We start from the raw sequence: 23,272 nt of genomic DNA, 5'->3' as shown, positions 1-23,272 counted from the left end.
ACTGACGTCAGAGGTGCTTTCCCCCGTCGACCACGAAGGTGGTCCCCGTGGCCACCCGGAGCTGAGTGATCGCGGCGAGCGCCGCGTCCGCGATGTCGTCGGGATGCACCATCACCCTGAGTGGGGTCGACGCCGCCTGAGCGGCGATGGCGTCACGCCCCCGGCCCGCGACGAACTCGGTCTCGACCGCGGCGGGCGCCAGACCGACGACGCGGATCTCGGGGCCGAGAACCCGCCCGAGGGACATGGTGAGGTTGTCCAGGGCCGCCTTGGCCGCGCAGTAGGCGATGCTGCTGCCGGAAGCGGTCCGGCCGGAGACGGACGAGACGTTGACGATCACCGCGTCGCCGCTCGCCCGGAGCAACGGCACGAAGGCGCGGGTCACCGCGTAAGGCCCACGGACGTTGATCCGCATCATCGAGTCGAACAGTTCGTCGGTGAGCCCGTCGAGGTCGCGGTGTGCGACCGGGACGGTCGAACCGGCCGAGTTGACGAGTACACTGACGCTACCGAATCGCTCGCGCACGACGGTGGCCGCCGCCTCCAGCGCCCCGGTGTCCTCGATGGGGAGGCGCAGCGCGAGGTGCCCGTCGCCGGGCAGCTCCGCGACGATCTTCTCCGCCCGCTCGGCACCGATGTGGTAACCGACGACCACCCTGGCTCCCTGTCGGGCCAGTCGGCGGGCGGTCGCCGCCCCGATGCCGCTGCTGGCACCCGTGACGACGGCGGCCTTCGCCGTGAGATCGAGGGGACCGAGTCCGCCTCCGCGGACCGGAACCTCCTGAACGCCGTTGTTCTCGTTCGGCATCGTGACTTCTCCGTTCGGTGCAGGGGCCTGGTGCCGTCAGCCGTCACGCGTCCCAGCGCACCGGAAGGTTGAGGGGGCCACGGAACACCCAGCCGCCGTAGCGGACGGGCTCGGAGTCGGACAGCCTGAGGTTCGGCAGGCGGCGCAGCAGCGTGGGCAGGGAGATCTGGCCGACCTGAGTGCGGGCCGCCCACGAGCCGAGACAGAAGTGCGGGCCTCCGCCGAAGCCGAGGTGCGCGCGGCTCGGTCGGGTGATGTCGAAGGTGTCGGGGTTCTCGAAGACGGTTTCGTCGCGGTTGGCCGAGCCGACCATCACGGCCAGGCGCGCTCCCGCGGGCAGCAGGGTTCCGCCCAGTTCCACGTCACAGGTGGTCTGCCGCGGGTACATGCCGATCGGCGCGACCCAGCGCACCGACTCCTCGACGACGTCCCTCGAGCGGGCCGGATCCGCCTCGACCAGCGCGCGCTGCTCCGGGTCGGCCAGCAGAGCGTGGACGGCGACCGCGGTGACATCCCGGGGTTCGTTGAGCCCGCCGCCGATGAACATCTTGGTGTTGTCCCGTATCTCCTGCGGGGTCAGTGGATCGCCGGCGTGCAGCATCGAGGAGATCACCGAACGGTCGGGTGCGGACCGCAGCCGGGCGATCGCCGTGTCCACCGCCGCGTCCACCGCGCGCGCCGCGGCCTCGGCTCGCTGCCAGACGTCGGGGACGTCACCGTAGTTGCCGTTGCCGTCCATCATGGCCTGGGACCAGGTCCGCAGGTCCTGCGCCTCCACCTCGGGCAGACCCAGCACCGAAGCCAGGCAACGCGCGGCCATGGGGCCGGCGAACTCGGCGAAGAGGTCCGCCTCGCCGCGATCGCGGAAGCCGTCGATCAGTTCGTCGGCGATCTGCTGGAAGACCGGTGCCCACTGTTCCTTGATCGCCCGAGGACGCAGCGCGGGCTCCGCCGCCTTGCGCTCCCGCAGATGCGCGGCGCCGTCCTTGCGGAGCATGGTGTGGCCCATCACGCGGATCATCAGCGAGTCCTGCTCCGCCGCGCTGAAGATCTCCGGATGCCTCTCCAGGTGAACGACGTCCCGGTGGCGGGTGACCAGATACCGGTTGGCGGCGGGCACCCAGGCGACCGGCTGCTCCGCACGCAGCCGCCGGTAGATCGGGTACGGGTCCTCCCAGAGATCCTCCAGGCGGATCGTTCCGGCGTAGTCCCCCGTGGTCGTGGTCTGGGCCATGGTCTGCCTTCCGCGGTGAGGTGCACGGTTGGCAATGACTGTGACGTCAAGCGATTCTGATGAAAAGCACAGGTTGCAGCTGTTCCACCGCGACAAAACTTGTAATGGCAGGTGGCCGTCCGTGAAATCTCGGCCGGTCAGGCGGGTCTGTTCTCCAGGCAGTAGCGCACGAACTCGCTCGCCCGCCGGGTTTGGGCCACCTGGCGTGGCCAGCACAGCAGCACGGACACGGTGGCGTCCGACAGATCGCTGATCTCCTTGGAGACCAGGCGGAAACCCTCGTAGGTACGGTCGTTCGGCAGTCGCTGCATCGATATCGCGTAGCCCAGGCCCCGGCCGACCAGGGCCCGCGCGGTCTCGAAGTTGGTGGTGCGGTGCCGCACGATCGGTGTCACACCAGCGGCCTGGAAGAGTTGCAGGGTGTGGTGTGAGCTCGGCGGTGCGTCGAAGAGCACGAGCGGCTCGTCGGCCAGGTCCCGCAGGGCCACCGAGGTCGCGTCGGCCAGCCGGTGGTCCGCAGGCAGCAGCGCGTTCGGCCGCCGGGTGAACAGCGCCGCGCGGTCCATCTCCGCCAGTACGTCCATGTCGTACAGCACGGCTAGGTCGAGTTCCCCGTCGAGCAGCCGCCGTTGCAGACGGTCGCCGGTGTCCTCCTCGAAGTCGAGGGTCAGCGCCGGATGCAGCGCCGAGAATCCCTGCAGCAGCGGTGGCAGAACGGTCGGTGCCAGCGTGAGATAGCAGCCGACCGACAACCGGCCCGACAACTGGTCTCCCGACCCGGAAGCCCCCGACTCCAGCTCCTCGGCCTGCCGCAGCAGTGCCCGCATCTGCTGCAGGGCCTGCCTGCCCGCCGGCGTCAGGGTGATGCCGTGGGCCTTGCGCCGGACGCACAGCTGTACCTTGAGCGCCCGCTCCAGTTCGTTCAGCGCCAGAGAGACCGCGGACTGGGATATGTGCAAGCGGGCGGCGGCCTCGCTCAGCGTCCCGGTCTCCGCGACCGTCACGAAGTACAGGAGCTGCCGCAGAGAGAACCCGGGAGCCCTGATCAGTTTTTCCAATCTGATTCCCCTGAAATATGTGCTTTTCCTGATGTTAATGCGGGTGCCACTCTAAGCGTCACCAGTTGCGACGCACCCCACATCGAAGGTCTCGATCGAAGTGGGCCCGTCCGAAGGAGGCACCGGTGACCACCGTCGACATCGAGAGCGTGAGGGCGGCCCCGGGCGTCCCGCCCGTCGGCCCCGCCTACCTGCCCGGATTCGGGAACCAGCACGTCACCGAGGCCGTGCCCGGCGCTCTGCCCGACGGCCGCAACAGCCCTCAGCGCGCGCCCCTGGGCCTGTACGCCGAGCAGATCAGCGGAACCGCGTTCACGGCCCCGCGCCATGACAACCGGCGGTCCTGGGTGTATCGCATACGCCCGTCGGCGAAACACCGGCGTTTCCGGCAGGTCGACGCGGGCAGCCTGCTGGCCGCCCCGGTCGACCATCCCGCCCCTGAACCCAACCGGCTCCGCTGGGACCCCTTCGACTTGCCGGTGACCCCGAAGACGTTCGTCGAGTCCCTCTTCACGGTCGGCGGTACGGGCGATGTCCGTACCCAGGACGGCGTGGCGATTCACATGTATCGCGCGACGAGATCCATGGACCGGGAGTATTTCGTCAACAGCGACGGCGAAATGCTGCTCGTACCCCAGCAGGGGCGTCTCCGCGTCCCGACGGAGCTGGGAATTCTCGAAGTCGCCCCGGGAGAGATCGCGGTTCTTCCTCGTGGTATTCGCTTCAAAGTCGATCTTTCCGACGGTGCCGCACGCGGCTACGTACTCGAAAACTACGGCCAGCAGTTCAGACTTCCCGAACTCGGCCCGATCGGCGCCAACGGGCTCGCCAGCCCTCGTGACTTCCTCAGCCCGGTGGCGGCCTATGAGGACCGCGACGAAGACGTGGTGGTGTACCAGAAGTACCTCGGCGGACTGTGGGCCGCCGACTACGACCACTCGCCGCTCGACGTGGTCGGCTGGCACGGGAACTACGCCCCGTACAAGTACGACCTCTCCAGGTTCATGGTCATCGGCACGGTCTCCTTCGACCACCCCGACCCGTCGATCTACACGGTGCTCACCTCGCCCGGCGAGCGCCCGGGCACCGCTAACGCCGACTTCGTGATCTTCCCGCCGCGGTGGCTGGTGGGTGAGAACACGTTCCGGCCGCCGTGGTTCCACCGCAACGTCATGAGCGAGTTCATGGGCTTGGTCCGCGGGGTCTACGACGCCAAGGCCGAGGGCTTCGTACCGGGCGGGGCCAGCCTGCACAGCTGCTTCACGTCGCACGGCCCCGACCGTGAGACGTACGACAGGGCCAGCAGTGCCCAGCTGGCACCTGACAAGGTCGACGACACCCTGGCGTTCATGTTCGAGACCCGGCTGCCCATCGTGCCGACCGGCCAGGCGATGGCGGCCGACAATCTCCAGACCGGATACGACGACGTCTGGAACGGCATCGAGCGGCACTTCCACGGCTGAGGACCAGGGACAGAGTGGGAGAGGGGACGCGGTGACCGTCATCGATTTCGGGACGAGGACGCTGCCGTACGGCGTCTTCCGCCCGCCGGGCCTGCCACCCCGGGTCGGGGTCGCCGTAGGCGAACTCGTCCTCGATCTCACGCATCTGATCGGCAGCCCCGACGAGTTCGCACAGCCGAGCCTCAACGCCTTCCTCACGACGGGCCCCGAACGCTGGAAAGAGGTGCGCTCCCTCGTGGCCGCCCGCGCCGTGAACGGCGTGACGGCGGACGAAATCGGCGTGTACACCCAGCGGGACGTCGAAATTCTGCTTCCCGTCGAGGTGGCGGACTTCGTCGACTTCTTCTCCGGAATCGAGCACGCCGTAAACATGGGACGCATCCTGCGACCGGGCGACGCGAATCCGCTGAAGCCGAACTACCGCCACCTTCCCGTCGGCTATCACGGCCGGGCCGGCACGGTGATCCCGTCGGGTGCCGGCATCGTGCGCCCGTCCGGTCAGATCCAGGCCCCCCAAGCGGTCGTGTGCCGCCCGACGGAGCGCCTCGACATCGAGGCCGAGCTCGGCTACGTCGTCGGAGTGCCGTCGGTCCTCGGCCGGCCGGTGTCCACCGGTGAGTTCCGCGACCACGTCTTCGGCATGGTCGTCCTGATCGACTGGAGCGCCCGTGACATCCAGGCCTGGGAGTACCAGCCGCTCGGCCCGTTCCTCGCGAAGTCCTTCGCCACCACGATCAGTTCCTGGGTCGTGCCCCTGGCGGCGCTCGACGACTCCGTCTGGGTGGACGGTCCGGCACAGGAACCCGGCGTACTGCCCTATCTGCGCGTGGACGAGCCCCGCAATCCCGCGGTGCGCCTCGAAGTCCAGCTCAACGGAAGGGTGCTGACCCGCCCCGACAGCGGCCGCCTCTACTGGTCACCGGCCCAGCAGCTCGCCCACATGACCAGGAACGGCGCCTCCCTGCGCACCGGTGACCTCTTCGGCACGGGCACCATCTCGTCCTACGAACCCGAGGGCATGGGGTCCCTCATGGAGATCTCCTGGGGCGGAACCAGACCCATCGATCTCGGTGAGGACGGCATCCGGTCGTTCCTCGACGACGGTGACGAGATCGTTCTTCGCGCGACAGCCGGACGTGACGCGTCCCTGCCACTGGGCGAGGCACGCGCGGTGATCCTGCCGGCGGCCGCCTGCTGACGGGCGAGCTCCGCCCGTCCGTGTCACGCCCCGCACAGACCGAACAGTGCCGTTTCCGACGAACGGCGTCGCAACAGTCCGCACATGGAGGTGCGCATGATCCCTGTTCAGCGCGTGGGCCACGGCGAGCACGCCGTGATCGCGCTCCACGGATGGTTCGGGTCTGCCGAGTCCTGGGGCCCCTTCACAACCCACCTCGACGGCTCGGCGTACAGCTACTTCTTCCCCGACTACCGGGGCTACGGCGCACGGATACAGGAACACGGCCAGTACTCCATCGCCGAAGCAGCTGCCGACGCCATCATCCTGGCCGACGAGCAGGGCCTGTCGACGTTCTCCCTGATCGGGCACTCGATGGGAGGCAGCGTCATGCAGCGCGTCGCGCTGGACGCTCCCGGCCGCGTGACCGGCATGGTGGGGATATCACCCGTACCGGCCAGCGGTGTTCCGTTCGATGACGACACGTGGCGGTTGTTCTCCGACGCCGCGGAGAACCCGGACAGCCGCCGGGCGATCCTGGACTTCTCGACCGGCGGACACCTGACGAAGGTGTGGCTGGACGAGATGGTCCGCGCCTCCCTGGAGCGGTCGGACCGCAAGGCGTTCGCCGCGTACCTGGTCGCCTGGGCCAGAACCGACTTCCATGCCGACGTGATCGGGTCGGATATCCCGATCCGGCTGATCGTGGGAGCGAACGACCCCGCGTTGGGTGAGGCGACCATGCGGCAGACCTTCTCGGCCTGGTACCGCGACGCGGAGATCGTCGTCCTGCCCGGCGCCGGTCACTACGCCATGGACGAGACACCCGTCGCCCTGGCCACCCAGGTCGAGAGCTTCCTCTCGGGCCTGGTCACCCCTGCCCGCACCCTCTGATCCCGCAACGAAGCAGATGGAGGAAGTTCATGGACAACGTGCAACTGCTGAAGACGCGTGAGGAACTTGTCGCAGCGGCAAGGTCGTTGCGGCCGCTCCTGGCCAAGAACGCCGAACAGGCGGAGAAGGACCGCAGACTCCCGGACGAGACGTTCAAGGCCCTCATCGACGCCGGCGTTCTCCGCACCTTCGTTCCCCGGCGGTTCGGTGGGCACGAGGCCGGACACCGCACCTACACGGAAGTCTGCCTCGAACTCGGGCGGTCCGGATGCGCGGGTTCCGCCTGGTACGGCTTCATCCTCAACATGGACGACTGGCTCATCGGCATGATGCACCCCGAGGTGCAGGAGACAGTGTGGCGCGACGGCCCCGACAGTGTCGTGTGCTGCCCGCTGACCCCGGGACCCGGCTTCCGCATCAGCAAGGAGGAGGGCGGCGTCCGCATCTCGGGTGAGTGGGGATACGTCTCGGGCTGCCTGCACGCCGACTGGGCGGCGCTCGGCCACCCAGTGACCGACGACGGCGGCAACATCGTCAGCCAGGCCATCGCGCTGATCCCCATGAGCGAGGCGAAGATCAAGGACACCTGGTTCGTCACGGGCATGGCGGGGACCGGAAGCCAGACCCTCGTGGTCGAGGACGTCTTCGTGCCGGACACCTTCACCTTCGACTGGGCGGACCCTCTGAACGCCAGGTTCCCGCATGTGCCTGAGGACGGGTACATGTACCGGGCCGACACCGCCGCGATCTTCCTGACCTGTGTACTGCCGCCGGTGGTCGGGATGGCGCAGGCGGCGCTGGAGCTCACCGTCGAACGCCTCACGGCCAAGCCTAAGCCGCTGACGTACACCTTCTACGGCGACGCGACGAAGTCGCCGTCGGTCCAGTCGAGCGTCGCGCGAGCCGCGGCCATGATCGATGCCGCGGTGCTCCAAGTACGGACGGCCGCGGACGAGATCGACGAACGGTCCCGCACCGGGCACCAGTTCGCGACCCGAGCGGAGCGGCACCGCAACTCCATGCGGTCTGCGTACGCGGTCCGCCAGTGCCAGGAGGCGGTGAGTCTGCTGCTCGACGCGCAAGGCGCGAGCGCGTTCGCCCTCAGCAACCCCGTCCAGCGCATCTGGCGCGATCTCAACACCGCGAGTCGGCACGGACTCAACCTGGCCGGCCTGAAGGAGGAGATCTACGGCCGATCGCTGCTCGGCGCGGAAGAGCAGCAGATGACCGCACTCGCGTGACACCGACGGCCGACCCGTCATGACGACAGCTACCGCACGGAACGCCATCGGAGTGGACATGCAGCCCATTCGTACGGAGATATCGGACACCCGGTTCAGGGATGTCCTCGGTCACTACTGCAGCGGCGTCGCGGTGATCACGGCGATCGACGGCGGCGAGCCGGTCGGTTTCGCCTGCCAGTCCTTCCAGGCGCTGTCGCTCGAACCGCCCATGGTCACGTTCGCCGCGGCCAGGACGTCCACGACCTGGCCGCGGATCCAGGGGGCAGGGCGGTTCGCGGCCAACGTACTGGCCGAGGGGCAGGACGCGCTGTGCCGGCAGTTCGCGGTCTCCGGCGGCGACAAGTTCGCCGGAGTCGACTGGCGGGCGGGGCGCACCGGCTCTCCCCTGCTGACCGGTGCGCTCGCCTGGGTCGACTGCGAGATCACCGACGTGCTGGAGGGAGGCGATCACGTGATCGTGGTGGGCCGTGTGGCTGACCTTGCCGCCGACGGACGGACGGGGCCACTGCTGTTCTTCCGCGGCCGGTTCGGAGTCTTGGCCGACGGTGCATGCTGAGCCAGCCGCCCAGCATGCACCGGGGAACATCGAATCAGACCGTGCGGGTCCGCACGCCGGGCACATACCCGGGTACGAAGGTGCCGCCGGCCGGACCCCGCACCACCTGGGCGGCGAGTTCCCGCACCTGGTCGGCGGTCACCGGGCGGCCAGGGGTCTCACGGAACCAACGCTCGGCCTCCTCCTGGCCGAGCCCCTCGGGGTGTTCACCGAGATAGGGCCAGACGTAGACCGGCGTGCCGGGCTCGCTGCGCCAGCTCTCCGCGAGCGTGCCGATGTCCACCGCGTCGTAACCGATGACGTCCATGAACCATACGACCTCGGTCTTGGCGTCCTCGTGGTCGCCGGAGACGGGGAGGGCACTTCGGTCGGCGGCGCCGGAGGGCCGGGCACGGGTGAACAGCCGGTGGTAGTCCATGTTGTGCAAGGCCTTCACCAACCGGGAGCCATTGAGGTGACGCTGCACCAGTTCACTGGCCGTCACCTCGCCCGCGTCCAGTTCGGCGATGCGGTCGTCGCGCTGCGGGTAGTAGTTCATCGTGTCGATGACGGTCTTACCCGCGAGAGCTTCGGCGGGCAGTCACCGGTAGACGTTCAGGGGAACGGAGGCCACCACCAGATCAGCCGTGTGGGCGGCTTCGACCGAGGTGAACGCACGGGCCCGGTCGCCGAGTTCGTCGACGAACTCGGCCAGTGTTTCGGGCCCCCGGGAATTGCTCACCACGATGTCCAGGCCGGCGGTGGCCGCGAGGCGCGCCAGGGCGCCGCCGATCATGCCGGTCCCGATGAATCCGACAGTTCCGGGCATTGCTTTACTTCTCCTCTTCGAGGTTTCCCTGGTCAGTTCAGGGTGGAAATGTCGATGACGAACCGGTAGCGCACGTCGGAGGCCAGCAGTCGCTCGTAGGCGTCGTTGATCCGGTCGGCCGGAATGACTTCGACCTCCGCGCCGATCCCGTGCCCGGCGCAGAAGTCGAGCATCTCCTGGGTCTCGGCGAGGCCGCCGATCAGAGACCCGGCGTAGGTCCTGCGACCCCGGAGCAGGGAGAAGGCGTTGAGCGACAGCGGCTCCGCGGGCGCGCCTACGCTGACCAGGGCACCGTCCACGGCCAGGAGACCGAGGTAGGCGTCGAGGTCGACCTGTGCGCTCACCGTGTTGATGATCAGGTCGAAGGTGTCGGCGAGCTTCTCGAAGGTTCCGGGGTCGCCGGTGGCGTAGTAGTGGTCGGCACCCAGCCGCAGTCCGTCGTCCTGCTTGCGCAGCGACTGCGACAGTACGGTGACCTCGGCGCCCATGGCGTGGGCGATCTTGACGGCCGCGTGCCCGAGGCCGCCCATGCCGACGATCGCGACCCGCTTGCCGGGGCCGGCGCCCCAGTGGCGCAGCGGCGAGTACGTGGTGATGCCGGCGCACAGCAGCGGGGCGGCCTCGTCCAGGGCGATGCCCTCGGGGATGCGGAGCACGAAGTCCTGGTCGACGACGATATGGGACGAGTAGCCGCCCTGGGTGATCTCGCCGTCCTCGCCTTCGGCCCCGTACGTGAGGGTGAAGCCGTTGCGGCAGAACTGCTCCTGGCCCTGGCGGCACTGGGAGCACTCACGGCAGGAGTCCACCATGCAGCCCACGCCGACCCGGTCGCCGACGCTGTGCCGGGTGACCTCGGAGCCGACCGCCGTGACGATCCCGGCGATCTCGTGGCCGGGAACCAGCGGGTAGGGCTCGTCGCGCCAGTCGCTGCGGGCGTGGTGGACATCGGAGTGGCAGATGCCGCAGTACTTGATCTCGATGAGTACGTCGCGCGGGCCGGGGTCACGGCGCTCGACGGTCATCGGACTCAGCGGCTCGGTTGCCGACGTCGCTCCGTAGGCGTGAGCGGTGAGCATTTCTCCTCCTATGAGGGGGGTCGGTTCATGGATGGGGAAGGGTGGGCGCGGGCCCTGGGTGTGGGGCCCGCTCCGTCATGTGCGGTGCGCGCACACGATGGGTGCCGCGGGGGCGCGCTTGACGGGACTGTCCTGCTGCGGGCCGGTGTCTGCGAGCCGGTGGCGTCCCAGGGTCCACATGGTGAGTCCGGCGAGGGTGATGGCGAGGGAGGCGGTCATGATCGCGTCCCAGCCGCCCGCGGACCAGAGCAGGCCGGTGATCGCCGAACCGAGTGCCCCGCCAAGGAAGTTGCTGACGACGAAGGCCGTGTTGAGGCGGCTGTGTGCGGATCCGGGGAGGGCGAAGAGGCGGGTCTGCCCGAGGACGAGGATGGACTGGGCGGCAATGTCGAGGGCGATGACGACCACGATCAGGGTGACGACGGAGTTGCTGCCTGCCCAGGCGGCTGCCAGGGACAGGCCCAGCAGGGTCAGGGCGATCCCGGTGGCGGGGACGGACCAGCCCCGGTCGTGCAGGGCGCCCGCGCGTCGGGCGGCAAGTGCTCCTGCCAGACCGGCCAGGCCGAACAGGCCGATCTGGCTGACCGAGAAGGAGAACGGGGGAGCGGTCAGCAGGTACGTCAGGGACGTCCAGAACAGGGAGAAGACCGAGAAGCTCGCGGCGCAGATCGCCAGGCTCGGGAGGACCGCGCCGTGCTTGGCCACGGTGGTGAACACCGAGCCCAGAAGACGCGGGTAGGGGACAGGTGCGCGGGGTTCGAGGGGCGGGATGACGGCGCGCAGCACTGCGGCGAGGACGAGGGCCGCCACCGCGGCGATCACGTAGATCGCGCGCCAACCGAGCAGGTCGGCGACGAACCCGCTGATCGTGCGGGAGAGCAGGATGCCGATCAGCGAACCGGAGGCGACTGCGCCGACGACGCGTCCGCGTCGTTCGGGCTCGGCCAGTTCACTGGCCAGCGGGGCCAGCAACTGCGCACCGACGGTGGTCAGTCCGACGCCGCCGAGGGCCGCGAGGAGCACGGCGAACGACGGTGCCAGCGCGGCGCCGATGAGAGTAGCGGCGGACACGGTGAGGATGAGGGGGATGAGGCGGCGGCGGTCGAGGATGTCGCCCAGCGGCACGATGAGGAAGATACCGAGCGCGTATCCGACCTGGGTGACGGTGACGAGCGTGGCGGCACTGGATGACGAGACGCCGAGGGACGAGGCGATGACCTCGATCAGGGGCTGGGCCCAGTAGAGGTTTCCGACGGCCATGCCGGCGGCGATCGCGAAGATGAGGGTTCGTGCCGGAGTCATCCGGCGGTCGGGCTTGGAGGGCATGGTCGACCCTGTCACGAGGAGCCTTTCTGGGGAGATGATGCGGTGGCTCAGGCGTAGAGCGGGGCGAGGTCGGCGTAGACCTGGGAGACGCTCACCAGGTCGCCCTCGAAGGTCAGAACGTTGCAGACGGGCAGGGTGACCGTCCTGCCGTCCTTGCGGCGGTAGTCGATGTCGAACTGCACGGTGACCGTGTCGCCGCTCTCATGTATCGCGAGGATGTGGTGGCTGACGCCCTCGATCGTGTCCCAGAAGGCCGTCGTCGCCTTCTTCACGTTCTCCTGTCCGACGACGGGCTCGGTGTTCGCGAAGACGGACTTCACGTCGGGCGTGAGGTGCTGGGCGAAGGCGTCGGCGTCGTGGCGGTCCGCGGCGGCGACGAGCGAGGCGATGTCGCGGGTCATGGGCGTACTCCGTACATTCTCAGGCGGCCCGGCGGGGCCGGATGCGTTCGGGGGTGCCTCTTCAGGCTGCCGTCCGACGCGCGCGACAGGCAGGCCGGAATCTGCCGGGGAGCGGTCAGCGGGGGTACGACAGGGCCCCCCTCAGCCGGTGTGTCACGGCAACAACGGCGCAACACTGGACGCATGGCATCCGAGCAGCACAGCAGCGGTGATCAGCTGGGGCGCTTCCTGCGCGCCCGCCGCACCCAGACCAGCCCCGAGAGCGCGGGCCTGACCCCCGGGCCCGGCGTGCGCCGCACCCCCGGGCTGCGCCGCGAGGAGCTGGCCACCCTGGCCGGCGTGAGCATCGACTACTACACGCGTCTGGAGCGCGGCAAGGAAACCCGTCCCAGCCCCGCTGTCATCGACTCCCTGGCCCGGGCCCTGCACCTGGACGACGCCGAGCACCAGCACCTGCGCACCCTGGCGGTCCGTGCCGCCCGCTACGTGCCCGAGCCGGCTCCCGCGCCCAGCCGCACCGTGCGTTCGCACGTGAAGCTGATGCTGGAGGCGCTGCGTCCGAACCCGGCCTATGTGCTCAGCCGCAGCATGGACGTCCTCGCGTACAACCCCGGCGGGATGGCCCTCTACCCGGGTCTGGCCGAGTGGCCCGCCAACCAGCGCAACCTGGCCCGCTACCTGTTCCTGCATCCATCGGGACGGGGGATCTTCCCCGACTGGGACAACCAGATCCGCGGGTGCGTCGCCCGCCTGCGGGCCCTGGCCGGCACCGACCCCGACGCCCCGGACCTGGCCCAGCTGGTGGGCGAGCTTCTGCTCAAGAGCGATGACTTCGCCGGGCTGTGGGAGCGGTACGAGGTCACCGGCCGCAAGAACCCGTCCAAGACGTTCCGGCATCCCCGGGTCGGCACCCTCACCCTCGCCTTCCAGGGCATGGCACTCGAAGGCAGCCCCGGCCACCGCATGGCCGTCTACACCGCCCAGCCCGGTACCCCCGACCACGACGCCGTGCTTCTGCTCGACATGACCGCAACCCCACTACCCGACTCCTCGCGCGAAGACGCCACGCGTCAGCAGGACTGACCGGCTTCCTTCCGCCTCTCACCGGCTGCACCGGGGTCGTCACCCACGTGCGCACCCCGTCGACGGTGCTCGCCTGCCGCGAGCCGTGACGCGGCCCTGCCGCCTCAACGGCATGGCACGCGCGCCCGTCCTCATCAGCGGTCAAATGCAACCCCTGGTCCGCGACGGGGCGCCCGCGCGGCGGCCCATGACGAAGAACGGCGCGGGCAGGCCACCAAAAGACCTCCCACGCCGGACGCACCGACCGAACCCAACCGCATTCGACAGGAGAAGCACGACATCATGAAGCACATCAAGCTGGGAGACCTCGACATCGCACGCATCGGCCTGGGGGCGATGGGCATGTCCCACGGCCTGACCGGAGCCGGGACCGACGACGCGGAGTCCATCCGCACCGTGCACCGCGCCATCGACCTCGGCGTCACCATGATCGACACCGCCGAGATCTACGGTCCCTACACCAACGAGGACCTCCTCGGCCGAGCCCTCGACGGCCGCCGCGAACAGGTCGTCCTGGCCACCAAGTTCGGCCTCGTCTCCCACTCCGGAGCCGGTGCCTGGACGGTGGACTCCAGCCCGGCGAACATCCGCACCGCCCTCGAAGGCTCACTGAAGCGGCTGGGCACCGACTACATCGACCTGTACTACCAGCACCGCGTCGACCCGAACACCCCTATCGAGGAAGTCGTCGGCACCCTGTCGGAACTCGTCACCGAGGGCAAGATCCGCCACATCGGACTGTCCGAGGCCGGCCCGGACACCATCCGCCGCGCCCACTCCGTTCACCCCCTCACCGCCGTGCAGTCCGAGTACTCGCTGTGGACTCGCGGCATCGAGGACCGCGTCCTGCCGGTCCTGCGAGAGCTGGGGATCGGTCTCGTGCCGTTCTCCCCGCTCGGACACGGCTTCCTCACCGGAACCGTCCGGAACGAGAACGACTTCGAAGAAGGCGACTTCCGCCGCGGCAACCCCCGCTTCACCGGCGAGAACTTCCGGCGCAACCTGGCCCTCGCCGACGAGGTCCAGGCCATCGCAGCCGAAGCACGGGCCACGCCCGCCCAGGTCGCGATCGCCTGGCTGCTCGCCCAGGGCGACGACATCGCCCCCATCCCCGGCACCAAGCGGGTGACCCGAGTCGAGGAGAACGCCGCAGCAGACCGCATCCAGCTGCCCGACGAGGTCCTGACCAGGCTCTCCAGCCTGCCCCCTGCCGCGGGCGACACCCACACCGAGGCCGCCATGCGCATGATGGAACGCTGACCACTTCGGCCGACACCGTGCTCGCACCTCGTGCGCTCAGCGTGGCCCGTGCTGCAGCGATATCGGCAACCTGGCGTCTTCACCTACGCGAGGTTGGTGGCTGATGAATGAGGGCTGCAAGAGCTGAAGGCCCCTCACACTGTGCGAGCGGCAAGGCCATGAGGAAGTGGCTGAGGGAGAGCGTCGAAGGCGGCTGCCACAAGCAACGGGGTTCCTGCTGGAACAGCGTAGACCAAGTTCGCTGAAGTGCGGGAACTCCGTTGGACACCGTCTGTCATGCCCCTGCTGTTGATGGTCGCCGACTGGTCCGACGCACCGATCCGGGCGCAGAACGTCGTTGCCGGTCCGGTCCGGAAGAAGCCCGACGCTCGCATTGGGGATGTCAGCCGGCCGGCTTGTGTGTCTGTTCGGAGGCGCGCGGGCCAGTGGTGGCGGTGCCGGTCCAGCTGGCGGGGATGCCCAGGGCTTCTGCTGAGGAAGAGGCGGGTTCGGGTGTGTAGATGACCAGGGTTTGGTCGGGGTCGCCTTCGACGGCGAGAGCCACATAGTCGAGGGTGAGGTCGCCGACGAGTGGGTGGTGGAGGCGTTTGGTGCCCCGGGTGTGGGCGATGACGTTGTGGTCGGCCCACATGCGGCGAAAGGTGTTGCTGTGCAGGGACAGTTCGCCGATCAGCTCGGTGAGCTGCGGGTCGTCGGCGTGGCGTCCGGCGTACAGGCGTAGGGAGGCCAGGCAGTCACCGGCGACCTGCTCCCAGTCGGTGTACAGGCTGCGGGCGGCTTCGTCGAGGAAGACGAAGCGGGCGAAGTTGCGCTCGCGACGGGGCCGGGCTTCGAAGTCGGTGTAGAGGGCTGATGCGAGCTTGTTGGTCGCCAGCACGTCCGTGCGCCGCCCCTGGATCACCGCGGGGACGTTGAGTGAGTCCAGGGTCCGGTAGAGGACGGGGTGGACTCGCTGCGGGGCGAGGGGGCGCCGGCGGCGGGTCCGGGTGGTGGTGTGCTGGGTGAGGTCGAAGAGGTGGGCGCGTTCGGTGTCGTCGAGTTGCAGGGCGCGGGCGACGGCATCGAGGACGGCTTCGGAGACGCCCTGGGTGCGGCCGCGTTCCAGGCGGATGTAGTAGTCGACGCTGACTCCGGCGAGCTGGGCGACTTCCTCTCGGCGCAGGCCCGGTACGCGGCGGGCGCCGCCGTGTGGGGCGAGGCCGGCCTGTTCGGGGGTGATCCGGGCCCGGCGCGTGCGCAGGAACTCACGGATCTCACTGCTGCGGTCCATGCATCCACCGTACGGCGAACCCGGACGCGTCAGGTGCTGGAAAGAGGCACTGCCAGACCCTCCTGTGAGTAGTGCCCCCTACGGGTGCACAGACGGGGGCTGCCACGTGGTCGCCTGGATATCGGGCCCGCTGCGCTGGCCCGAAGGACCTGACGTGACTCCCCGCCGGCGGAACCTTCACCGGCCGTCCGTCAGACCCCGCGGCGTGACCGCCGCCGGAACCGCACTCACAGACCAGGAGTACCTGTGCTCACCGCCAACGCCTATGCCGCGGTCTCCGCGACCGCACCGCTCGCCCCCACTACGATTCAGCGCCGCGACCCGGGCCCGCACGACGTCCTGATCGAGGTCAAGTACGCCGGGATCTGCCACTCCGACATCCACGGCGTCCGCAGCGAGTGGGGCGAGGTCCCGTATCCGCTGGTCCCCGGTCACGAGATCGCCGGTATCGTCACCGAGGTCGGCTCCGCGGTCACCCGTCACGCTGTGGGCGACCGAGTGGGCGTCGGCTGCATGGTCGGCTCCTGCGGTGAGTGCACGAGCTGTCGCAAGGGCGAAGAGCAGTACTGCCTGCGCGGCAATACCCTCACCTACGGCTCCGTCGACCGGGACGGCACCATCACCCAGGGCGGTTACTCGACCCACATCGTGGTCACCGAGGACTTCGTGGTGAAAATCCCCGAGACCCTGGGCCTGGACGAGGCCGCACCGCTGCTGTGCGCCGGTATCACCACCTACTCGCCGCTGCGTCACTGGGGTGCCGGGCCGGGCCGGAAGGTCGCCGTCGTCGGCCTGGGCGGACTCGGTCACATGGCAGTGAAGCTCGCCCATGCCATGGGCGCGGAAGTCACCGTTCTGTCCCAGTCACTGAAGAAGAGGGAGGACGGACTGCGCCTCGGCGCGGACGCCTACCACGCCACCAGCGACCCGGGCACCTTCGAGCAGCTGGCCGGCGCCTTCGACCTGATCGTCAATACTGTCAGTGCTCCGCTCGACGTGAGCTCTTACCTCGCGCTGCTGACGATCGACGGCACGATGGTCAACGTCGGCGCCCCGGCGGAGCCGCTGTCGATCGACGCTTTCAGGTTGATCCTCGGCCGACGCTCCTACGCCGGCTCGGCGATCGGAGGCATCCGCGAAACCCAGGAAATGCTCGACTTCTGCGGCGAGCACGGTCTCGGCGCCGAGATCGAGGTCATTTCCGCCGAGGAGATCAACGACGCCTACGCGCGCGTGCTCGCTTCCGACGTGCGCTACCGCTTCGTGATCGACATCGCCACGCTTGCCTGAGCCGACCTCCAGGCCGTCGCCGCTGTGGCCCGATCCGCCTCGGCGACGGCGCCCGGCGACTGCTGTCCATCGGGTTCACCGTGTGGCGGCCCCGCTCGACGGAGCCGGGGAAAGGGGTACTGGCAGACCCCCGGAAGAGCCGTGCCCCGTACAGGGGCCCGGGCGGGGTCGACGGGTGGTTGCCTGGATAGCGGGCCTGCTGAACGGCACTGATCATTCGATTAGACCCGCCGTAACGGCACCCAGCAGATCGTCTCTGCCACCCCATCTGCCCTGTACGTCAGAGAGGACACCCCCATGGCTTTGAAGCTGACCGGCACGGTTGCGCTCGTCACCGGTGCGAGCAGCGGTATCGGTGCCGCCACCGCCCGCGAGCTCGCCGAGCAGGGCGCTTCGGTGGCGCTCGTGGCCCGCCGCAAGGACCGCCTGGAGGCTCTCGCCGCCGAGATCGAGCAGGCCGGTGGCACCTCGCTGGTGGTGGAAGCGGACATCACCGACCGCGTCCAGGCGGAGGGCGCTGTGCAGCAGGTCATCGAGTGGTTCGGACGGCTGGACACGCTGGTCAACAATGCCGGCCTGATGCTCCTGGGCCCCGTCGAAGGCGCGGACGCCGAGGAGTGGGACCGCATGATCGCCGTCAACGTCCAGGGCCTGCTCTACACCACCCGCGCCGCCCTGCCGCACCTGCTCAAGGCCGCCGAACAGGACCCGCGCCAGGTCGCCGACATCGTCAACATCGGCTCCTACGCCGGCCGCGTGGCGAGCAACGGCCCAACCGACCGTGAACCCCTGCTCGATGCCTTGGCCGCCGCAGGAGACCCCGCAGCGACGCCGCTGCCTGAGGTCTTCCGCTCTCTTACCGATCAACGCCGGACCGTGGCGCTCGCCCGCGTCGAAACGCTCAAGAGGCACTACGACGACATTGCGGATGTCCTGCGCAAGACGCGAAGCGAGCGGGAAAAGGTAGCGGCTGAGGAAGACGAGGCACCTCCGCTCAGCGAGTTGCGACCCGCCGACAGAGCGGGACGCCTCGGCGCTCCGCTGTGGCAACTCGTACGGTTCGCCGATCACATTCCCGACGACCACGCCGCCGCGGTGGAAGGCGCCCTGTACGCGGCCGGCCTACTCACTGCATGGCTGCATCCTGATTCGGAAGCCACCGACCAAGCACTACGCGACAAGGTGCCTGACGCCTATCTGCGTCCGCTGCCCGTCATACAACGGCCCACAGGGCGCACACTCGCCGACATCCTGGTCGTCGATGAGCAGGGATATGTGAGCGCCGACGGTGTGCAAGCCGTCCTCGCTTCTGTCGGTGTCACGGACGAAGCTCCAACAACTGACAGCGACGGCGGCACGGACAGCACCCCCTGCATCACCACAGGCTCGCAATTCTCCTTGGGCGTTCAGGTCGGTGCCCACCCCAAGGAACAGCCGGAGTACATCGGAGCCACTGCACGAGCTGCACGCCGGCGTGAGCGACTGAGCCGCCTCGATGAGGCCATCGCTGTGCTGGAGACGAAGCTCAGCGCTGCCGAAGACCAACGGCAGCACGCCCAGGAGGTGTTCGACGACTTCGACCGCATGCGCTGTCAGCTCCCCAGCACCCAGGCGATCGACGAAGCGGCACGCGGCGTGGCGGTGATCGCCGGCAATCTTGCCGGAGCTCGCCGTCGCCTTGAGAAGGCTCGCAAGGATCTTGATGGTGCTGTTGCCCGTGCACACGAGAAGAAGCGGCAGTTGAGACACGCTGCCACAGCAGCACGGCTTCCTTCGACCCGTAGCGAACTCAACAGCGTCGCCCAGGCCATCACCGACTTCGGCACTGCAGGCAAGGGGCTTGCGGCGTGCCGAGAACAGATCGAGGAGTCCGAGAAGGACCTCGCTGGCCGCAAATCGATCATCGATGAGCGGACTCAGTCCTGCGTAGAGCAGGCTGAGCAACTGCAGTTGCGTAGGGATAAATTCGCCGTCCTGGAAGAACGGCTACGTACGCGGCAAGAGACCCTTGAAGCACCGCTGCGGGAGATCCTCCAGAACATCAAGGAGGCCGAGGGACAGCTTGCGGAGGCAGAGAAGGCACATCGGCGTGCAGTGAAGGACGTCGAAGAGCTGCGTGACCGGCTCATGAAGGCCAAACACACCCTGGAGTTCCTCGGCGACGCCCTGATGACCGCCGTACGCGAACAGGTACGGACGACCCTTACCCTTGAGCCGTACGCCCGGCCAGATCTGCTCGGCCTCATCGAGGCAACGGTGGCAGGAGTCTGGGTACCGCGAGAAGTGTGGCCGTCCGGCGAGGAGACAGTGCGGCGCCTCACAGACGCGCTTACTGCCCATGACACCTCGGTCACCGGCATCGAGGCAGCCCGCAGCGCCGTCCCCGCGACCGTCATGTCCCTCGTAGACGCACTCGACGAAGCCACTCAGGGCCGCCGCATCACCGAGAGCCTCCTCGAGACCGCCACCACCAAGATCTCCACAGCCATCACCACATTGGAAAGCTCCCTGCTCGGATCCGATCAGGGCTACCTCTTCGAGTGGGAGCAGGCCGGCGACATCATCCTGGCCAGGGTCACCGACAGCGAAGGCCCGACGCCGGTGGCAGACTTCGGGCGCCGCTTGGCCGAACAACTCGCCGATCAGCGGGTATTGCTTGAGGATAGGGAACGCACCGTCCTTGAAGACGGCCTACTGACCGGGCTTGCCCAGCAGATTCACGACCGCACCGTCGCGGCCCGCGATTTGGTCAGGAACATGGACGCCGACACCCGGGCCAGGCCGATGTCGTCCGGGACCACGGTCGGCATCCATTGGGTGGTCTCCGACAGCCTGACCGACTCCCAGAAAGCCGTCAGCGAACTGCTGAAGAAGGACGCCTCCGAACTCGACCCTGCGCGCTTGACCGAGCTCCGCTCCCACTTGCGCAGCCAGATCCGCACCAAGGCAGCCGCGGACAAGAAGCAGAGCTACCAACACGTGATCGCCGAAGTCCTGGACTACCGGTCCTGGCGGAGGTTCGAACTGCGCCTGTTCCGCTCGGGCATGAGTGAGGAGGAGAGGAAGAAGGGAGAAGTCCTCACCAAGGCCAAGCACAGCGTGATGTCCGGCGGAGAGAAGTCCGCCTCCATCCACCTGCCACTCTTCGCCGCCGCCCACGCCCAGTACAGCTCCGCCTACCCCACCTGCCCACGCCTGATCGCCCTCGACGAGGCGTTCGCCGGCATCGACGAGAAGTACCGCCCCGATCTGCTCGCCCTCACGGCCAAGTTCGACCTCGACCTCTTCATGACCGGCTACGACCTGTGGATCACGTATCCCGATGTGCCGCAGATCTCGCACTACGACATGAAGCACGACGAGGCATCGCACACCGTCTCCGCCATGCTGCTGGTCTGGGACGGCGAACAGATCCTCGACGACGTCGGATACCCCGGATCCGAAGATCTGGCCGCCGAGCTGCTCAGCTTCCGGCCAAGCCGCCACGTTCCGGCACACGCGGGATTGCTCACCGACGTGCCTGAGGACGAGCCGGTAGGAAGCGGTACTGAGGAAAGTGAGGGGGAGTAATGAGTCTGCCGACGTCCGACCTGTACGAACGCTTCACAGGCCCTCAGTTCCGCCGCCTTCTTCGGGCTGCCCGGCGCTCCCTTGAACGCAATGGAGGCGAGATCACTGGCTCCATCGGCCTTACGAATCCGACGGCAGAAGAGCGCAATGCCATCATCGGCATCACAGGCGCGTACCGCGCGGCTGACGTCCGCCGTCTCTCTCTTCCGCTTGCGGCACTGGACCAGAACGTCCGCAACGTCACCGGTGCCTCTCTCCGCGACCTCTTGGAACGACTCGGTGCCCCTCTGCGGTTTCGAGCCGACGAACGGAGCGCCATTGACCTGGCCCGGCAACAGTTGCTGGCCGAGGGAGAGGCCAGCGCACTCCATGCTGAGAACCCCTGGTACAAGGAGTGGCTGAGTAGCCTGGCTTCCGACGGGACGATCACTGGGCTGATCAATAAGAAGGACGAACGCCTCCTCAGCCAGGCCATCCGCGTTCTCGAGTACCTCCACGGCCGCGCCAGCGGTTCGCCGCCTGTCATGCTGGCCGCCTTGGCCGACGCCACCACGGGAAACACTAAGGCCCTAAATCCTGGCCAAGGTTTACTGCCGACCCTCGTACTCCGAGCGTTGGCAAAAGCGAGAGGAGTTCCGCTCGATCCAGGAGCCGAGGCCCGGCGTGAGCTCTGGGATGCGTTCGACGTCATCGTGGACGACCTGGCCAGCCGCGTCCTTGTCCTCAATCTGCCGGCGTCCGGTCAAGGGCTGGGGGAGTGGCTCACTGACGCGGCTCGATACGGCACCCCATTCCAAGTCACACTCCACCAGCTGGTCACGTTGCCCGTCACCGTTCACCTGCCGCAGGTGTACGTCTGTGAGAACCCGGCTGTCCTCCGCCGCGCCGCCGGAGAGCTCGGCGCGAGCAGTCCGCCGTTGATCTGCGCCGAAGGTCGGCCGTCAACGGCCTTTCACCGACTGGCCTGCTTGATCGTCAACGGTGGGGGCCGACTCCTCTACCACGGGGACTTCGACTGGCCGGGAATCGATATGACCAATCGACTCATCAGTCGCTACGGAGCCGAGCCCTGGAAGATGACGGCTGAGGATTACCTTGAGGGACTCCGGACCGAAGACGACCACGTTGCCTTGTCCGGGAAGGCCCGCAGCACTTCATGGGACCCGAATTTGAGCATGGTGATGCAGGAGCATCAGGCGGTTGTGTACGAGGAGGGCGTCGCTGATGCTCTCCTGGCGAAGTGGGGCGACCTGCCGTGATCGTGGGCGGTCGGTGACCTGCTGAGCTGAGTGGCCGGCAGCCGCCGGGGGAACGGCCCGCAGTGTGAGGCAGCAGAGGCACCGGAACCCTGCATGTCCCGTACAACGAGCGACTAGGCTTGATCGGCGCCCACGAATCTGGACCGGATGGCGCACGGGTGGGTGTAGGGAGTGCTGAGCAGCAGATGACGGGGATGCCCGACCGGATTGGCCGGTACACCGTGGCCAAGGACCTGGGCGCGGGGGGAATGGGCGAGGTCTACCTTGCCTATACCCCCGGTGGCGATCCGGTCGCGGTGAAGCGGATCCGGAGCGACAAGCTGGATCCCCTTATGCGGGCGCGGTTCGAGAAGGAAGCTCTGATCGCGAGGACCGTGATCGGCACGAACAGGGTGGCGCGGTTCCTGGACGCCGACCCGTTCGCAGACCGGCCGTGGCTGGCCATAGAGTACGTGGCCGGGCGCACGCTTCTTGCGTGTGTCGACGAGGACGGCGTCCTTCCCACATCGCTGGTCGCCAGCCTTGGTGCGCTGCTTGCAGAGGGGCTGAGTGCTGTCCATTCCGCCGGCCTGCTGCACCGGGATCTGAAGCCTCAGAACGTTGTCATGGGCAAGGACGGCCCCGTGATCATCGACTTCGGGCTCGGCGCGTTCATGGACGCCGCAACGGAGTCGCTGTCGCACAGCGGCATGATCATCGGGACCGTGCGCTGTATGCCGCCGGAGCAGGCGAGCGGGCAGCCGAAGGTGACGCCTGCTGCGGACGTGTACGCGCTGGGCACGGTGCTGTTGTACGCGGCGGCCCGGCACTATCCGTACGACGGCGCGGCGTGGGAAGCCGTCGCCGTGCAGGTGGCGAACCCCGCCATCGGACCGGATCTGAGCGGCGTACCGGACGCGATCAAGCCGTTGATCGCATCGATGCTGGCCCATGTCCCGAAGGAGCGGCCGACGCTCGGCGTCGTGGCCGACGCGTGCGCGCAGCTGCTGAAGTCCGCCGGGCTGCCCCCGGCTGAAGCACGGCTTCAGCTGATCGCTCGTACGACCGCGGGTGGCACCCCTGATGCGGCCAAGGAGCCGCTGTCACCGTCGTTCGAGAGGCTGCTTGAGGCACAGGGCAAGATCGTGGAGATCTCGGGTCCCGACTCGCCCCTCGACGGTCTGAGGACAGATGCAAGAGCGGATGCCGATGCTGCTGAGGGGGACGTGGAGCAGAACGTCACGCCAGGGGAGCCCGCCAGGCCGGTCTCGCATGCACCCGCGGAGCCGAAGGTCCGGTCCAAGGCCGGGAGGCCGCCCGCCTCGAAACGGGTCGCGGACGAGCTGCGGACGGAGTATGCGGTTGATACCGCACTGTGACGGTCGAACCGTCCGTGGCTGGTGAGAAGCTTGGCGGGCACGCGTGTGGAGGGGCCTGGGGCTGTTCATGCGTCGCGTGACCGGTGTACGGCGTGGGTTGCGCCGTAGTCGTGAGGGATCGGAGCGAGTGTGGGCGT

At 68.2% G+C, this 23,272-nt stretch carries 20 protein-coding genes; 11 read left to right on the top strand and 9 right to left on the bottom strand.

What is annotated here, in order from left to right; all coding sequences use genetic code 11:
* Nucleotides 1-7 precede the first annotated feature (7 nt).
* The 3 genes from ACFZBT_RS09685 to ACFZBT_RS09675 form a co-directional block, all read right to left on the bottom strand.
* Nucleotides 8-808, bottom strand: a complete 801-nt coding sequence (locus ACFZBT_RS09685; RefSeq protein ID WP_391100565.1) for an SDR family oxidoreductase — start codon at nt 806-808, stop codon at nt 8-10.
* 43 nt (nt 809-851) lie between these two features.
* On the bottom strand, nt 852-2,042 hold the full coding sequence (locus ACFZBT_RS09680) for a cytochrome P450 (RefSeq protein WP_391100563.1): 1,191 nt from the start codon (nt 2,040-2,042) through the stop codon (nt 852-854).
* Nucleotides 2,043-2,179: 137 nt separating this feature from the next.
* Nucleotides 2,180-3,100, bottom strand: a complete 921-nt coding sequence (locus tag ACFZBT_RS09675; RefSeq protein WP_391100560.1) for a LysR substrate-binding domain-containing protein — start codon at nt 3,098-3,100, stop codon at nt 2,180-2,182.
* 125 nt (nt 3,101-3,225) lie between these two features.
* Here ACFZBT_RS09675 and hmgA point away from each other — a divergent pair, with 125 nt between their 5' ends.
* From hmgA to ACFZBT_RS09650, 5 genes are all read left to right on the top strand, one after another.
* A complete protein-coding gene (hmgA, locus tag ACFZBT_RS09670) occupies nt 3,226-4,563 on the top strand; it encodes a homogentisate 1,2-dioxygenase (protein ID WP_391100557.1) in 1,338 nt (445 codons plus the stop codon).
* 31 nt (nt 4,564-4,594) lie between these two features.
* Nucleotides 4,595-5,761: a fumarylacetoacetate hydrolase family protein gene (locus ACFZBT_RS09665; protein ID WP_391100555.1), complete on the top strand. Its 1,167-nt coding sequence runs from the start codon at nt 4,595-4,597 to the stop codon at nt 5,759-5,761.
* 96 nt (nt 5,762-5,857) lie between these two features.
* Complete coding sequence (locus tag ACFZBT_RS09660; protein WP_391100552.1) at nt 5,858-6,634, top strand: alpha/beta fold hydrolase; 777 nt, start codon at nt 5,858-5,860, stop codon at nt 6,632-6,634.
* 29 nt (nt 6,635-6,663) lie between these two features.
* Nucleotides 6,664-7,875 carry an acyl-CoA dehydrogenase family protein gene (locus tag ACFZBT_RS09655; RefSeq protein WP_391100549.1) on the top strand — a complete coding sequence of 404 codons (1,212 nt, stop codon included), beginning with the start codon at nt 6,664-6,666 and terminating at the stop codon, nt 7,873-7,875.
* Nucleotides 7,876-7,933: 58 nt separating this feature from the next.
* Nucleotides 7,934-8,434, top strand: a complete 501-nt coding sequence (locus ACFZBT_RS09650) for a flavin reductase (protein WP_391100547.1) — start codon at nt 7,934-7,936, stop codon at nt 8,432-8,434.
* 34 nt (nt 8,435-8,468) lie between these two features.
* On the opposite strand, the gene ACFZBT_RS09645 is transcribed toward ACFZBT_RS09650, so the two are convergent.
* The 5 genes from ACFZBT_RS09645 to ACFZBT_RS09625 form a co-directional block, all read right to left on the bottom strand.
* Nucleotides 8,469-8,972: an NADPH-dependent F420 reductase gene (locus ACFZBT_RS09645; RefSeq protein ID WP_391100545.1), complete on the bottom strand. Its 504-nt coding sequence runs from the start codon at nt 8,970-8,972 to the stop codon at nt 8,469-8,471.
* Between the two features lie 42 nt (nt 8,973-9,014).
* Nucleotides 9,015-9,278: an NAD(P)-binding domain-containing protein gene (locus tag ACFZBT_RS09640; RefSeq protein ID WP_391100740.1), complete on the bottom strand. Its 264-nt coding sequence runs from the start codon at nt 9,276-9,278 to the stop codon at nt 9,015-9,017.
* Nucleotides 9,275-10,318, bottom strand: a complete 1,044-nt coding sequence (locus ACFZBT_RS09635) for an alcohol dehydrogenase catalytic domain-containing protein (protein WP_391100542.1) — start codon at nt 10,316-10,318, stop codon at nt 9,275-9,277. The genes ACFZBT_RS09640 and ACFZBT_RS09635 overlap by 4 nt, the downstream gene beginning before the upstream one ends.
* Nucleotides 10,319-10,393: 75 nt before the next feature.
* Nucleotides 10,394-11,644 (bottom strand): MFS transporter, encoded by a 1,251-nt coding sequence (locus ACFZBT_RS09630; protein ID WP_391100539.1) that lies wholly within the window; start codon nt 11,642-11,644, stop codon nt 10,394-10,396.
* Between the two features lie 47 nt (nt 11,645-11,691).
* Complete coding sequence (locus ACFZBT_RS09625) at nt 11,692-12,045, bottom strand: nuclear transport factor 2 family protein (RefSeq protein ID WP_391100536.1); 354 nt, start codon at nt 12,043-12,045, stop codon at nt 11,692-11,694.
* A gap of 183 nt (nt 12,046-12,228) precedes the next feature.
* On the opposite strand from ACFZBT_RS09625, the gene ACFZBT_RS09620 reads away from it, so the two are divergent.
* Nucleotides 12,229-13,128, top strand: a complete 900-nt coding sequence (locus tag ACFZBT_RS09620) for a helix-turn-helix domain-containing protein (protein WP_391100534.1) — start codon at nt 12,229-12,231, stop codon at nt 13,126-13,128.
* Nucleotides 13,129-13,410: 282 nt separating this feature from the next.
* Nucleotides 13,411-14,388, top strand: a complete 978-nt coding sequence (locus tag ACFZBT_RS09615; RefSeq protein ID WP_391100531.1) for an aldo/keto reductase — start codon at nt 13,411-13,413, stop codon at nt 14,386-14,388.
* Between the two features lie 382 nt (nt 14,389-14,770).
* Here ACFZBT_RS09615 and ACFZBT_RS09610 read toward each other — a convergent pair whose 3' ends face one another.
* On the bottom strand, nt 14,771-15,658 hold the full coding sequence (locus ACFZBT_RS09610; protein ID WP_391100529.1) for a helix-turn-helix domain-containing protein: 888 nt from the start codon (nt 15,656-15,658) through the stop codon (nt 14,771-14,773).
* A gap of 246 nt (nt 15,659-15,904) precedes the next feature.
* On the opposite strand from ACFZBT_RS09610, the gene ACFZBT_RS09605 reads away from it, so the two are divergent.
* The 4 genes from ACFZBT_RS09605 to ACFZBT_RS09590 all read left to right on the top strand — a co-directional run bounded on the left by ACFZBT_RS09605 (nt 15,905) and on the right by ACFZBT_RS09590 (nt 23,135).
* The gene (locus ACFZBT_RS09605; protein ID WP_391100527.1) at nt 15,905-16,948 is read left to right on the top strand and encodes an alcohol dehydrogenase catalytic domain-containing protein; all 1,044 of its coding nucleotides are present in this window, start codon (nt 15,905-15,907) and stop codon (nt 16,946-16,948) included.
* 297 nt (nt 16,949-17,245) lie between these two features.
* Nucleotides 17,246-20,518 carry an SDR family NAD(P)-dependent oxidoreductase gene (locus ACFZBT_RS09600; RefSeq protein ID WP_391100525.1) on the top strand — a complete coding sequence of 1,091 codons (3,273 nt, stop codon included), beginning with the start codon at nt 17,246-17,248 and terminating at the stop codon, nt 20,516-20,518.
* Complete coding sequence (locus ACFZBT_RS09595; protein WP_391100523.1) at nt 20,518-21,777, top strand: TIGR02679 family protein; 1,260 nt, start codon at nt 20,518-20,520, stop codon at nt 21,775-21,777. The genes ACFZBT_RS09600 and ACFZBT_RS09595 overlap by 1 nt, the downstream gene beginning before the upstream one ends.
* 185 nt (nt 21,778-21,962) lie before the next feature.
* A complete protein-coding gene (locus tag ACFZBT_RS09590) occupies nt 21,963-23,135 on the top strand; it encodes a protein kinase (protein WP_391100521.1) in 1,173 nt (390 codons plus the stop codon).
* Nucleotides 23,136-23,272 lie beyond the last annotated feature (137 nt).

The organism is Streptomyces sp. NPDC008137 (assembly GCF_042957035.1).
Lineage (GTDB): Bacteria > Actinomycetota > Actinomycetes > Streptomycetales > Streptomycetaceae > Streptomyces.
The sequence above is the reverse complement of the archived record's forward strand: the minus strand, read 5'-3'. Positions and strand labels throughout refer to the sequence as shown.